The organism is Kaistia geumhonensis (genome assembly GCF_030815145.1).
In the GTDB taxonomy this organism is placed as follows: domain Bacteria; phylum Pseudomonadota; class Alphaproteobacteria; order Rhizobiales; family Kaistiaceae; genus Kaistia; species Kaistia geumhonensis.
In genome coordinates, this window is record NZ_JAUSWJ010000001.1 from 1,256,321 (window position 1) to 1,269,744 (window position 13,424).

10 protein-coding genes are annotated in these 13,424 nt (G+C 66.4%); 4 read left to right on the top strand and 6 right to left on the bottom strand.

The genetic code is table 11. The annotated features are described in order from the left end of the window. The first annotated feature begins 124 nt into the window (after positions 1-124). A complete protein-coding gene (locus QO015_RS05975) occupies positions 125-1,801 on the top strand; it encodes a mechanosensitive ion channel family protein (protein WP_266280822.1) in 1,677 nt (558 codons plus the stop codon). A gap of 459 nt (positions 1,802-2,260) precedes the next feature. On the opposite strand, the gene QO015_RS05980 is transcribed toward QO015_RS05975, so the two are convergent. From QO015_RS05980 to QO015_RS06000, 5 genes are all read right to left on the bottom strand, one after another. Beyond that, entirely contained in the window at positions 2,261-3,964 is a 1,704-nt protein-coding gene (locus QO015_RS05980) for a DUF262 domain-containing protein (RefSeq protein WP_266280821.1), read from the bottom strand. A 420-nt stretch (positions 3,965-4,384) separates the two neighbouring features. After that, the gene (locus QO015_RS05985; protein ID WP_266282437.1) at positions 4,385-5,512 is read right to left on the bottom strand and encodes a DUF1254 domain-containing protein; all 1,128 of its coding nucleotides are present in this window, start codon (positions 5,510-5,512) and stop codon (positions 4,385-4,387) included. Positions 5,513-5,524: 12 nt separating this feature from the next. After that, positions 5,525-5,914: a hypothetical protein gene (locus QO015_RS05990; RefSeq protein WP_266280820.1), complete on the bottom strand. Its 390-nt coding sequence runs from the start codon at positions 5,912-5,914 to the stop codon at positions 5,525-5,527. Between the two features lie 150 nt (positions 5,915-6,064). Beyond that, a complete protein-coding gene (locus QO015_RS05995) occupies positions 6,065-6,649 on the bottom strand; it encodes an NAD(P)H-dependent oxidoreductase (RefSeq protein ID WP_266280819.1) in 585 nt (194 codons plus the stop codon). A 123-nt stretch (positions 6,650-6,772) separates the two neighbouring features. Beyond that, positions 6,773-7,753, bottom strand: coding sequence for an aldo/keto reductase (locus QO015_RS06000; protein WP_266280818.1), 981 nt, complete (start codon positions 7,751-7,753; stop codon positions 6,773-6,775). Between the two features lie 239 nt (positions 7,754-7,992). Between QO015_RS06000 and QO015_RS06005 the strand changes: the two genes are divergently transcribed. Next, the gene (locus tag QO015_RS06005; RefSeq protein WP_266280817.1) at positions 7,993-9,177 is read left to right on the top strand and encodes a GGDEF domain-containing protein; all 1,185 of its coding nucleotides are present in this window, start codon (positions 7,993-7,995) and stop codon (positions 9,175-9,177) included. Here QO015_RS06005 and QO015_RS06010 read toward each other — a convergent pair. Further along, positions 9,149-9,634: a YcgN family cysteine cluster protein gene (locus QO015_RS06010; RefSeq protein WP_266280816.1), complete on the bottom strand. Its 486-nt coding sequence runs from the start codon at positions 9,632-9,634 to the stop codon at positions 9,149-9,151. The two genes, QO015_RS06005 and QO015_RS06010, sit on opposite strands and share 29 nt — an antisense overlap. A 319-nt stretch (positions 9,635-9,953) precedes the next feature. On the opposite strand from QO015_RS06010, the gene QO015_RS06015 reads away from it, so the two are divergent. After that, positions 9,954-12,152 carry a transglycosylase domain-containing protein gene (locus QO015_RS06015; protein WP_266282435.1) on the top strand — a complete coding sequence of 733 codons (2,199 nt, stop codon included), beginning with the start codon at positions 9,954-9,956 and terminating at the stop codon, positions 12,150-12,152. A gap of 89 nt (positions 12,153-12,241) precedes the next feature. Next, the gene (locus QO015_RS06020) at positions 12,242-13,372 is read left to right on the top strand and encodes a serine hydrolase domain-containing protein (protein WP_266280815.1); all 1,131 of its coding nucleotides are present in this window, start codon (positions 12,242-12,244) and stop codon (positions 13,370-13,372) included. Positions 13,373-13,424 lie beyond the last annotated feature (52 nt).

A 13,424-nucleotide genomic window follows, 5' to 3' on the forward strand; every position in this document is an offset into this window, starting at 1 on the left:
CCACGCCCGTCAATTCGATCTGGTATCCAGCGGCGCCGCGGCTTCGCGCGCGGTGTCGGGTCAGGATGAAACCGACGCTCCCTCGGCTTCGCGGTGTTCCCCCGGCACCAGATCGGAGAATCCCTTGACCGGACTGAATTGCCTGCGACTGATCTGCCGTGTCGCGATGCTGTGGGTCTTGGTCGTCTGCAGCGCGTCAGCCGCCAGGGCAGAGGCCGTTCCGGCCCAGGCGGTCGAGGACGCCTTTCCGCTTCGGGCCGCCGACACGTCCAGCCCGCGCGACACGCTGAGCACGTTTCTCCGCGAGTTCCGTGACAGTGCGGAGGCCTGGCGGAGCGGCAAGAGCCGCGACGTGATCGACCGGGCGCTGGCGCGCGCGCGTGACACCATCGACTTCAGCGACGTGCCGGCCCTCGGCTATGGCGCGGCGACGCTGATCGACATGGCGCTGCTGAGCGAGGTGCTCGACCGCGTGCAGCTCCCGCCGCTGGCGGACATCCCCGGCGATGCCGATCTTTCGTCTGACAGGGACGACGAGCTGACACGCTGGGTGATCCCCAACACCCGGCTCGAGATCGTGAAGATCACCGAGGGGCCGCGCGCCGGCGAATATCTGTTCTCGAAGGAGACCGTCGAGGACCTTCACGCCTATTACGACCTCGTGAAGGACGTGCCCTACCAGCCCGGGGCGCTCGCCGGCATCTATGAGGACGTGCTGTCGAGCCCCGGCGACTGGGTGCCCGAGAGGTTTCGCGACACGCTGCCCGTCTGGGCGACCAGCGTGGCCGCCGGGCATGCCATATGGCAGTGGATCGCGCTGGTGGTTCTCATCGCCGTCTGCCTGCCGCTCGTCGCGGTCATCCTGCGCGCCGGAATCCGTTGGGACGCCAGACGACGCTCGAACAGCCCTTGGCTCCGCTTCGGGACGCCGGCCGCGCTGATCCTCGTCGTCGCCATGGCGGAGCTTTTCGAAAACCTTGCCGAGAACGTGATCGGCCTTCTCGAACTCCCCATGGAGATCACCGGCTTCTTCGTCCTCGCCATTCAGGCGGCAGGGCTCGCCTGGCTGGTGTTCGTGCTGTCGAACAGACTCGCCGATGCGATCGGCGGGCTCAGATACGGATCGGACGGACGGTCGCATCTCGATGCGGCCATGACGCGGATGCTGTTCCGCCTGATCAGCCTCTGCTTCATGATCCTCCTCGTCGCTTTCGCGGCCAGCCGGATCGGGATTCCGATCGCGCCCCTGGTGGCCGGTCTCGGCGCGGGCGGCCTCGCCATCGCCCTCGCGGTGAGGCACACTCTGGAAAACATCATCGGCGGGCTGACGCTGTTCGCCGACCGGCCGGTGCGGGTCGGCGACTTTTGCCGCTATGGCGAGAATGTCGGGACGGTCGAGGAAATCGGGCTGCGCTCGACGCGCATCCGCACATTGGAGCAGAGCCTCGTCACCGTTCCCAACAGCGAATTCTCGCAGATGCATCTCGACAATTTCACGGCGCGCCGCCTGCGCCTTCTGAAGACGCTGCTGCATATCCGCCATGACACGACGATCGAGCAGATGCGCCGTCTGCTCGCGGAGCTCCGCGCTCTCCTCGCCGCCGATCCGCTCGTGGTGCCCGAGAGCTGCCACGTCCGCTTCGTCGGCTATGGCGCCTTCTCGAAGGATATCGAGGTCTTCGCCTATTTGCGATGCGAGGACGAGAAGAGCTTCCTCGCCGCCCGGGAGGAGCTCCTGTTCAGGATCGAGGAAATCGTCCAGCACGTCGATGCCGGCTTTGCCGTCGGGGCCAGCCCGTGAACGGTCCTGGAAAACGCGAGGCCGCATCGGCCATCTGTTGATCGACGGCTCTCGAATTCAGAGGATCGGGACCCACGGTCGGACTAAAGCGCGCGCCGATCTTTCTCTGTCTCGCCGATCCCTTTTCACACGCCAAGCAACTGGCCTCAGTGGATCTGGCCAGCGATGACGCAGTCATGGTCCGGCCCTGACCCCGACCCCCGCCGCGACAAGCCGCGCGACATGCCGCGCCCCCTCCACCGTCATGCCCGGGCTCGTCCCGGGCATCCACGTCTTTCTCTGTGGGGCGCGGCTAGCAGGCAGCAAGACGTGGATGGCTACGAAAAGCGCGGCCATGACAGATAAACGAGATGGTTGGCTCGTTCAGAAAACGACCGTTTTCGGGACATTTGAGGCTGGAATGACTTGGCGACTTGGCGCCAACAGCGCATGCTCACCACATCATAGAATATGGCTTGGCTATTCGGCCTTCGCTTCCGGCATTGGCGTGGCCGCGGCAGTTGACTCGATCGGTCCCCGCCACAGCGCTTCGGCCTTCGAAAACAGGGTTTCAGCGCGGTGTTTGATTGCGGTTTCGTCCCATTGCGCTCGATCGAGCACGAAGCGATTTAGTTCGATGTGAGTGTTGGCCAGCTTCGCCTTTTTCTCCCGAAACGGCAGGTTGCCCAACTCAGTATTGTAGGCAGTCAGCGAAAGATTGCCAAAGGTGTCCTTTAGGCGTGCATGCACGGAGTCCGCGTGCAAGCCAATCTCGTTCTCCCATTCCGCAGTCATGGTCTGCGGCATGATGTGCTCGATCGTCGCGTTGGTCAGATCGACCCGCTCCCTGTGACCGAAAGCCTCTTCAAGTCGGAGCAGCACATAACGGGTGTAGCCCCGCCCGTACTGCGCAAAATTCTTGAAGTTCTCGCCGAACTCCGCGTCGTTCGGGAAACGCCGACCACCCGCTCCAGTCGACATCGCTACGTGTAGCCACGAGACATGATTCTCCCGAGGAAACTGCCGTGCCCATTGAAGAAAGAGTTTGTTGAGAGCGTTGGTGGGTACCACGCAAACCGCCCGACGGACGACGAAGGACTCCACCAGATCAAGGCACTTTTCCAGATCTTCTGAGCTGATGGTGCCGGCATTTCGCGCCTCAAATAGCCGAAGGAGCAACGGGTAGGAGGTGCCGACATCCAGGCTTCTCAAGTTCATGAGACGCTTCCGGATCGAAGGCGTCTGTTCGAGGGACGGATCGAGGATGCTGGCGTAAATGACTGAGAAGTTCGTCATCCGACCCAATTCAGCCTCGACGTCAGCTGGTTCCTGCATACCCTTTAGGAGGGCCTTCGTCGCTGCGTATATGCCGCGCTGGTAGACGTTATCGCCGCCTTTCATCGCGTAGTGCCGAAGGAACTCCGTAATGTTATCACCGAGCCGCTGCTCCATCGGCGCCCAATACTTGGTGTAAATGCGCTCTTGATCACCCCCGGTTGACATTGAGTGACGAAAGCGCATCAGAATGTAGTTTCGGACCAAGTCGGCTTGGGTGAGCGGCTCACCCTTAAAATTTAGGCTTTCGAAGATAAGGTAAGGGTCGTCGTCGTCCCCCAAGTTGATCATAACCACCTGCAACGCACGCTCGACAGTCGTCAGCACCTTGGCGCGGTCGATGGCATCACCGTTGGGATCAAGGCCGCGAAGCAGTTGGTTCTTGAAGTAGGCATATGCTTCGGACATCAGACTTTGATCGTCGGGGACCACGCGATCCAGTATGATCGCACGGTAGCGGTCGCGATCAATCTGCGTGGGAACAAACTTTAGCGTGTCCTCCGGCTCTCGGAACCGGTTCGTGAGATAGACCTCCTGGATACGGTCGGACGAGTTCTTGTCGAGCGTATCGCGTAGCGCCGCTAGCAGGATTGAGACCGTCGTCAGGCGCTGCTGACCGTCGATGATCAGATATTTGCTAACGCCTACCGGCACACTACGCGCCGGGACGGAGACTATCGTGCCCATGAAGTGCGCCGACTTTTCGTCAGCATCGTACTGAACGAGCATGTCGTCCCACAGAGTCTTCCAGTTTGGCAGGCGCCAGGAGTACGGGCGCTGGAACAGTGGAATCAGGTTCTGCTTTTCGCCATTGAAGTACTGGATAACCTGCGCTGGTGAAGCTTCCACGCATTCCCTCCCAATCAATTTCGATGACGACTAGCAGACGGGGCCAAATTCTTGCCCCAGGCTCGGCGCCATTGGCTCGACGATATCGGCGGAACGCGGATCGATTGATCGATATAAGGAAGGCTACGCCGAACTGAGAGCGCAGGCACGCACTTCGGCGGGTATCATATGATCCGTGTTCCATTTCGTACGAGAGCAGACATTCCGGACCTCAGCAATGGCTCGACTATAGATGTTTGCTCGTGTCCCCAAAACGAACGCTTTCCCGACGTCGTCTCCGCCAGTTTCATTGGAATTGACCGGGTTCCGGCCTCGGTCCGAAAACCGCGTCGGAATTCCACTGTCCGCAATACCTCCGTATCCCGAACGGCAAGGCGGCGGCCGCCCTCCCTCAGCGGCCGCCCCCATCCTTCCCTCCCCCTACTCCACCAGTTCGATATCCCCCGGCTTCCAGCTCTTGTCGAACCAGGGTTCCAGCGGGCCGTAGAGGCGGAGCAGCGTGTTCCAGCCCTTGCCGGGCATGGTCTGGACCCAGTTATCTTCCTGGCCTTCCGGCGCCTTGGGGCCGAACCAGATCGTCACCGATCCGTCGGCGCTGGTCTTGAGGTTCGGGTGGTTGCTGTCGACGCCGGCGGTCTTCTGGTCGGTCTCCAGCAGCGAGCGGGTCTCGTTGTCATAGACGACGAACGACCAGAACTCCTTGGCCGGCACCGGACCGGGCAGCGTCACCTTGTAGGTCTTGCCGCCATCGAGGACATTGCCCTTCGCGTCCTTGAACGAGCCGGCATAGGCCGAGCCGGAGCCGACCTTGGAATAGGCCATCGCCGGGGTGATGCCGGTCGCGTAGTAGAAGAACATCGCCTTCGCGTCGAGCAGCCGCGCTGCGCCGTCGAGGAACTGGTAGCTGCCGCCCACGAAGGGGGTGAACCACTGCCGGTCGGGGTAGAATTTCGTGCCCGGATCGCGGCTGTCGAAGAGGATCGTGCGCGCCGTCGCGTTGCCGACCGCCACCGCGTCGGCGAGGATCGTCTTCATCCGCTCGTCGGGGGCGAAGGGCTTGCCCTTGGCGATGCCGATCGAGGCGAAGAGGCCGACGAGGTCGGGCTCGACGAAGTCGGCCGGCTCGCGCTGCACCACCTCGTTCAGCTCGTCGTAGAAGCTCACGTCGTTTGCGCTGATCGTGTTGAATTTTGCGCCGGAAATGTTGACGAATGTCGCCTTCGGCGTTTCGCCGCTCTCGGTCGACGCGCCGAGCGGATGGATGTTCGTTCCCGCCTTGGCATGGGCGACGGACGCGGCGATGTCGCCGTCCTTCACGAAGACGCGGAAGAAGACGAGCAGCGTGTTGGTGCGCGGCTCCTTGACGAAATAGCCCTCCGCCGGGACCTCGCCCTTCCAGCCCGGCGGCAGGAAGAGATAGCGCCCGCCCTTGCCCGCATCCGGCCCCGTCAGCCCGATATCGGTCACCCAGCGGAAATAGCCGTCATCGACCGGGCCGAGCACGCCGGTCGGCACCTTGAGCACCGTCGGCCCGGCGGAAAGATCAATGCAGGCAAGGGCCTAGACGGTGGTCGTGTTCGGCGTCAGGAACAGCGTGCGCGCGTCCATCAGGCCTTCGGTGATGGCGACGCCCTGGTTCGCCTTGGCGCCGGCGGCCTCGAGGCCGTTGCAGACGGCGCGGACCGAGGTGGCCGGCATGCCCTCCATGAAGGCCTCGACGCCGCGCGAGAAATCGAGATTGTCGTAGACGAGCTTGACCGTCGCCGCGTCCGGCGCGCCATGCTTGAAGCGCAGCGTCCCCAGCCGCGTCTCGACGCTCTCGGGCGTCGTGATCTTGGCCGGGACGTCTGCGGAATAGGTCGGCGTCTCGGCCAGGGCCGAAGCCGCGCCGAGCAGCATCAGGCCCGCCGCGAGCGCGGCCGGCCGGCGGAGGAGTAATGTCGGATCCATCGTGATTTTCCCCGAGTTGATGGTCACGTGAATGCTAGGATGCCGGAGTTGCGCCGCCAATCTCACTTCGCGACAAAGGGCCGGGCAGCCATGCGCCCGGATCACGCCGGTGCCGGCGTCCGGCGCGTGCGTCGGCGATTGCTCGCGCCCCTAGTCCGCCCGCCGCCCCAGTTCCCGCATCTGCGCCAGCCAGCCGTTGCGCGTCTGCTCGCTCGCGCCCTCGACATTGCCGAAAAGTGTCTCGTGGATCGGCTTCATGCCCGTGAAGGCGAGGATATTTCGCTCCAGTCCCCGCACGCCATGGGCGCCGAAGAACCAGCGATAGATCATCGCCGGCATGCCCATGGTGACGACGACGCGGGCCGAGCGTCCGGCGAGCAGCTTCTTCGGGAAGCCGTTTTCCTGATAGGCGAAGGCCGTGCCCGGGCGGAAGACCTGCTCGAGAAAGGCCTTGAGCAGCGCTGGCATCGTGCCGAGCCACAGCGGGAAGACGAGCACGACATGGTCGGCGGCGAGCAGCGCCTCGGCCGCCGCGGTCAGCCCCTCGGGAACGGCGCCGTGCTCGAACTCCTGCTGCGAGCGCAGGAAGGGGATGTCGAGGCTCGCGAGGCGGATCACCGACGCGTCATGGCCGGCGGCGGCAGCGCCCTCGGCATAGGCCGCCGCGAGCGCGTGGCAGAGTCGGCCCTCCGCCGCATCGGGATGGCCGTCGATGATGAGAATGCGCTTCGCCATGGTGTTGCTCCGCCGCGCGTCTTGAGGCGGGGAAACCATGGCGGAGCGCCAGCCAGGCGCCTTGATCGCGATCAACCGGCGATCCTGGCGCGCGGGGATGAGGCCCTCCCCGTCGGCCGGGCTTCAGGCGAAGCCGACCACCGCATGCGGCACATAGGGCGCCTCGAGCTCGCTGAGCTCGTAGTCGTCGAGCCTCACCGAAAGAGCGGCTGCGGCATCGTCGAGATGCTCCACCTTGGTGGCGCCGACGATCGGGGCCGCGACGGGGGACTTCTGAAGCACCCAGGCGAGCGCGACCTGCGCACGCGGAATGCCGCGCTCCGCCGCCACATGCGCCACGGCCTCGACCACCTTCCGGTCGGCGTCGGCCGTCTTGTCGTAGAGGCTCTTGCCGAATTCGTCTTTCTCGCCGCGGGCCGTCGCGGTGTCCCAGTCGCGCGTCAGGCGGCCGCGGGCGAGCGGGCTCCAGGGAATGACGCCGATGCCCTCCGAGACGCAGAGCGGCAGCATCTCGCGCTCTTCCTCGCGATAGAGCAGGTTGACGTAATTCTGCATCGAGACGAAGCGGGTCCAGCCGTTCTTCTCCTGCAGCGCCAGCATCTTGGCGAACTGCCAGGCGAACATCGACGAGGCGCCGATATAGCGGGCCTTGCCGGCGCGCACGACATCCTCGAGCGCTTCCAGCGTTTCCTCGATCGGCGTCGCGTAGTCGAAGCGATGCACCTGGTAGAGATCGACATAGTCGGTGCCGAGCCGGCGCAGGCTGTTGTCGATCTCGGAGAGGATCGCCTTCCTCGAAAGGCCGGCGCCGTTCGGCCCGGGGCGCATGCGGCCATAGACCTTGGTGGCGATCACCACCTCGTCGCGCCTGGCGAACTCCTTGAGCGCGCGGCCGAGAATCTCCTCGCTGGTCCCCTCCGAATAACCGTTGGCCGTATCGAAGAAATTGATGCCGAGGTCGAGCGCCTTGCGGATGAAGGGGCGGCTCTGATCCTCCGGCAGCGTCCAGCTGTGGGTGCCGCGGGCCGGATCGCCATAGCTCATGCAGCCGAGGCAGATGCGCGAGACTTCGAGGCCGGTGCGGCCGAGACGCGTGTAGTCCATGGGGTCCTCCGGGAATGCGGAAAGGCTGGGGCCGCCAGGCGGCCGGGCGGGGAGCGCGCGGCGGAGGCGGCGCGATCGTATCGATTCAAAGCCTAGCCCAGCCTCGGGCTGTGCGGCAGCCCATAATTTCGTGAGCAGACGGATCGCGCGGGATCTGGAGGCGGGCTGGACGACCATTCGTGAGGCTTCGGCAAGGTTTCGCCGCTAGGGTATCCCGGCCCTCTCCCCGGAAGGCCGTCATGCACCAGCGTCCCTTGCCGGCCGCCGAAGCGGACCTGCTCGATCACGCCCTTGTCCGGCGTTCGGTGCGGCTCGCTTTCCCGCCGGCGCTCGAACGGCGCTACGAGGCCGAGACGCGGCGGCAGCGCTGTCGCCACCTCTCCCTGCGCCTCGCCATCGCCGTCGCCATGTTCGATCTCTTCATCCTGAACGACGCGGTGATGCTGCCGGATGTGCTCGCGCTGTCGGCAGCGCTGCGCTTCGTGGTCACCGGCCTCGGCATCGCCGTCCTCGCGCTGCTGCGCCGCGATCCGCCGCCCTTCGCGCGGGAAGGCGCGGTGGCGGTCTTCGTACTCGTCGCCGCGGCAACGCTGACGCTGATGATGCTTCTGTCCGATGCGCCCTATCGCGAACATCTCTCCTATGGGCAGCTCCTGGTGGTGATGTATACCGCGACAGTGCTGAGGCTGCGCTTCCCATTCACCCTCGCCATCTGCGCGGCCTGCTTCGCGCTGCATGTCGTCGCGATCACCGAGCTACAGGGCGTGCCCCCGCAGATCGCCCTGCACACCAGCGGCCTCGTGCTGGCGACAGCGATCTTCGCGCTGCTCGCCTGCTGGTCGCTCGAGCGCGAGGAGCGCATCATCTATCTGCAGGGCCTCGCGCAGCAGCGACAGGCCGAGGCGCTCGAGCGCCTGTCGCTCGCCGATCCGCTGACGGGCCGCGGCAATCGCCGTGCGATCGACCGCAGCCTCGCATCGCTCGCCTCGTCGGGCGGGCCCATCGGTGTCCTGATCGCCGATATCGATCACTTCAAGGCCTTCAACGACCATCACGGCCATCTGGCGGGCGACGACTGCATCCGCCGCGTGGCGGCGCTCATCGGAGAGGCCGGCGGCAATCACGCGGAGCTTTACCGCTTCGGCGGCGAGGAGTTCCTCGTCCTGCTGCCCGGGGCGGACCACGAGCAGGCGGCCGGCGTGGCCGAGGCGATGCGGCGCGCGGTCGAGACGGCGCGCATCGCGCATGGCGCGCTCCCGGCGGGAGGCGTCGTGACGGCCAGCTTCGGCGTCGCAGCGGGTCCGGCGGAGCGCACGCGCCAGCTGATCGACGAGGCTGACGCGGCGCTCTATCGCGCAAAGCGCGGCGGGCGTAACCGCATCGAGCCCGGCGAGACTAGTCCGGCCGCTCGCCCGGCCAGGTGACGACGAAGTCTTCGTATTCCTCGACCGGGATATCGGCTTCGCTTACCGTGCGCCCTGCCACCGAGATGCCGGCTTCGTGCACGGTCTCGGGATCACCCGAGACGAGCGGATGCCACCAATAGAGGTCGCGCCCTTCGGCCACGAGGCGGTAGCCGCAGGTCGCCGGCAGCCAGGTGAGCGTGCGCACGGCATGCGGGTCGAGCGGGATGCAGTCCGGCACGCGGGTCGTCCGGTTGGGGTAGTCGGCGCAGCGGCAGCTCTCGTCGTCGAGCAGCTCGCAGGCGATCGCCGTCCAGACGATCTCGCCAGTGTCCCAGTCCTCCAGCTTGTTGAGGCAGCAACGCGCGCAGCCGTCGCAGAGCGATTCCCACTCTTCGCTGCTCATCTCCTCGAGCGTCAGGCGCTTCCAGAACGGGCTTTCGGCGCCACCGGTCTCTCCGCTGCTTTGAACGGGCATGAGAGTTGCGTATCCTTGATCGAACCTCTGCGACCGGGAGGTCCTAGCAGTTTTCCGTTCCGATTTGGAACGGGTTCTGCGAGCCGGCCCGGCGCTTGTGCTGGAACAGGCCGTGCCGCGCATTCTGGACTCTATCATGGCCTGGCCGATCTTTGCGCGCCGGCGTGGCAAGGGGAGGCTCGCCCCGCTGGAGCCGGGCGCGTCGGAGAAGCCGGCCGGCGAGATCGTCCGCTCGCTGCGGGGCAGCGATGCGCCCTCTGCCCTGCCCGCTCCGCCACAATCGCAGCCGACGGCCGAACGCCCGGCGTCCGGCCAGCCGATGCTCGGGCGCCGCGGCGGTCTGAGGCTGATCGAGATCGACGCGCTCATCGATTCGGGCGTCTACAATCTCTGGCGCGACGTCTCCGAGGCGGCCGAAGCCGCGTCCCGCTTCATGCGTCGCTTCCGCGTCAGCGGGCTTCTCCGCGTTCCGGTCGAGCTGCTCGGCGACGGACTGACGCTCGGTGCCGGAGCCGGCGTCGTGCTCCTGACCCTCGCGCTGCCGGCCTTCGATGCGACGCGGGGCGACTGGATGGCCCAGCAGGACTACTCCGTCACCTTTCTCGACCGCTACGGCACCGAGATCGGCAAGCGCGGTGTACGCCATTCCGATGCCGTCGCGCTCGAGCAGATGCCGGACAGCCTCATCAAGGCGACGCTCGCCACCGAGGACCGCCGGTTCTATTCGCATTTCGGCATCGACATCGTCGGCACCTCGCGCGCGCTGTTCGAAAACCTGCGCTCCGACGACGTCGTCCAGGGCGGCTCGTCGATCACCCAGCAGCTCGCGAAGAACCTCTTCCTCTCCAACGAGCGAACCTTCGATCGCAAGATCAAGGAGGCCTTTCTCGCGATCTGGCTGGAGGCGAACCTCTCCAAGCACGATATCCTGCAGCTCTATCTGGATCGCGCCTATATGGGCGGCGGTACTTTCGGCGCCGCCGCGGCGGCCGAGTTCTATTTCGGCAAGAAGGTCACCGACCTCGACCTCGCCGAATCCGCGATGCTGGCCGGCCTCTACAAGGCGCCGGCCCGCTATGCGCCGCATGTGAACCTGCCCGCTGCCCGCGCCCGCGCCAACCAGGTGCTGACCAACATGGTGGATGCCGGCTTCATGACGGAGGGGCAGGTGCTGGCCGCCCGCCGCGTCCCCGCCGACGTCGTGCGCAAGGATGCCGGCGAGGCGCCGGACTTCTTCCTCGACTGGGCCTTCGAGGAGGTGAAGCGGCAGGTGCCGGACGGTGATCGCAGCCTCATCGTGCGCAGCACGGTCGATCCCGGACTGGAGCGCGTGGTCGACGACGCGGTCGAGAGCACGCTGCGCGAGTCCGGCGAGCGCTACCGCGTTTCGCAGGCGGCGATGGTCGTGGCCGAGCCGGACGGCGCCGTCAGGGCCATGGCAGGCGGGCGTGACTATGGCGAGAGCCAGTTCAACCGCGCCACCGGTGCCCTTCGCCAGCCGGGATCTTCCTTCAAGCCCTTTGTCTATGCCGCCGCCGTCCGGGACGGCTACACGCCGGAGACGATCGTCAAGGACGCCCCGATTTCGATCGGCAACTGGTCGCCCAAGAATTACGGCGGCCGCTTCATGGGCAACATCTCGCTGACGACGGCGCTCATCCACTCGCTCAACACCGTCGCGGTGCGCCTCGCCGGCGCGGTCGGCCGCGACACCATCATCGAGCTCGCCCATCGCATGGGCATCACCACGAAGATCCTCAACACCAAGTCGCTGCCGCTCGGCGCCACCGAGGTCACGGTGCTGGACATGACCGGGGCCTATGCGGTCTTCGCCAATGGCGGCTTCCGGGCGCGGCCCTATGCCTTCACGCAGATCGTCAACAGCGCGGGCGACCTCGTCTACGATCGCAAGCGCGACGCATCGCCCCCTGAGCGGGTGCTTGATGCCGACACGGTCGCCAAGATGAACTTCATGCTCTCGCAGGTGCCCGAGCGCGGCACGGGGCGCGCCGCCAAGCTGCAGGGCATCAAGACCGCCGGCAAGACCGGAACGACCAATGCCTATCGCGACGCCTGGTTCGTGGGCTTCACCGGCAACTATGTCGGCGGCGTCTGGTTCGGCAACGACGACTTCACCTCGACGAACAAGGTGACCGGCGGGTCGCTGCCGGCGCAGACCTGGAACAAGGTGATGACAGCCGCGCACAACGGCGTCGCATTGAAGCCGATCCCCTATCTCGACGCCTCGCCGCAGGATGGCGAGCGCCCGGCCGCCGGCATCGCCGCGACGGGCGGCGAGAGCGACGCGCCGCTGGTCATGTCGGCGGCGACGACCGCGCGGCTGGTCATGTCGGCGGCGACGACCGCGCGGCTGGTCGAGATCGACCGCCTGTTCCAGGAAGCCGCCGCCCCCGCCGCGAGCCGGCGGACCGATCGGGGCCCCGCCCGGCCGATGCGCCAGACCGGCCTCGCCGACCTCACGCCAGCCACCGGTCGCCTCGTCTCGGTCGGCCGCTGAATCCACGCCGCCCCGACCGTTCGCTCGCCTCTTGAGCCTTTCACGGCGGCGGTCTATCCCGATCCCAACCTTCCCCCGGAGATGCAGACGTGACCGAACCTTTCGAACGCTTCGCGCCCGAGGCCCTCGCCGCTCGCCTGGATCCGGTCGTCGATGCCGCCATCGCCGAAGGGAGGATCGTCGGCGCCGTGCTGCTCGTCGCCCATGACGGCGTGCCGGTCTTCACGCGCGCCGCCGGCCATGCGGACCGCGAGGCCGGGGTCCCGACGCAGACGGACACGGTGTTCCGCCTCGCCTCGGTGACGAAGCCGATGGTGGCGGCGACCGCGCTGGCGCTGGTCGAGGACGGCATCCTGTCGCTCGACGATCCGGTGACCCGTTTCCTGCCCGCGTTCCGTCCGGCGCTCGCCGATGGCAGCGTTCCGGTCATCACCGTCCGCCATCTGCTGACGCATACCGCCGGCCTTCGCTACGGCTATGACGCATCGGCCGGCATCTGCGAGGGCCTCGCGGGGCCGCGGCTCGCCATGGCCGAAAACCTCGCGCGCATCGCCGCACAGCCCCTCGCCTTCGCGCCGGGCTCGGCCTTCCTCTATTCCGTCGCCATCGACGTGCTCGGCGGCCTCCTGGAGCAGGCGGCCGGCGCGAGCCTGCCCGAGCTCGTCGCCCGGAAGGTCACGGGGCCGCTCGGCCTTTCCGACACCGAGTTCCATCCCTCGAATCCCGACCGCCTCGCCACCGCCTATGCCGACGGCGCGCCGCGGGCGGTGCCGATGAGCGATCCCTGCACCGTGATGGGCACCGAGGGCGGGGTGACCTTCTCGCCGGGCCGTGCCTTCGACCGCGAGGCCTTCCCCTCCGGCGGCGCCGGCATGGTCGGAACGGCGCCCGATTTCCTGCGCTTTCTCGAGGCGGTGCGCCGCGGCGGCGCGCCGATCCTGTCACCGGAGAGCGTCGATCTTCTCGGCAGCAACGCCATCGGCTCCCTCTACACCGGCGTCGAAGGGCGCGGCTTCAGCCTCGGCTGGTCGATCCATCACACGCCCGCGGCGAGCGGGGCTCCCTATGGCCCCGGCAGCTGGCAGTGGGGCGGCGTCTACGGCCATTCCTGGTTCGTCGATCCCGCCAACCGCCTCTCCGTCGTCTCCTTCACCAATACCGCGCTGGCCGGTGTCGGAGGGGCCTATCCCGACGCCGTCCGCGATGCGGTCTATGGCTGAGAGGATCCGGACACGGGCGGCGCGAGTCGATCGCTGACCGGGCGGATCGTTC

Coding starts and splice junctions, on each gene's coding strand:
- QO015_RS06000 (WP_266280818.1), bottom strand. CDS start 7,753: ATGGACTACACGCGTCTCGGCCGCACCGGCCTCGAAGTCTCGCGCATC.
- QO015_RS05990 (WP_266280820.1), bottom strand. CDS start 5,914: ATGGATCCGACATTACTCCTCCGCCGGCCGGCCGCGCTCGCGGCGGGC.
- QO015_RS06005 (WP_266280817.1), top strand. CDS start 7,993: ATGCACCAGCGTCCCTTGCCGGCCGCCGAAGCGGACCTGCTCGATCAC.
- QO015_RS05995 (WP_266280819.1), bottom strand. CDS start 6,649: ATGGCGAAGCGCATTCTCATCATCGACGGCCATCCCGATGCGGCGGAG.
- QO015_RS06010 (WP_266280816.1), bottom strand. CDS start 9,634: ATGCCCGTTCAAAGCAGCGGAGAGACCGGTGGCGCCGAAAGCCCGTTC.
- QO015_RS06015 (WP_266282435.1), top strand. CDS start 9,954: ATGCTCGGGCGCCGCGGCGGTCTGAGGCTGATCGAGATCGACGCGCTC.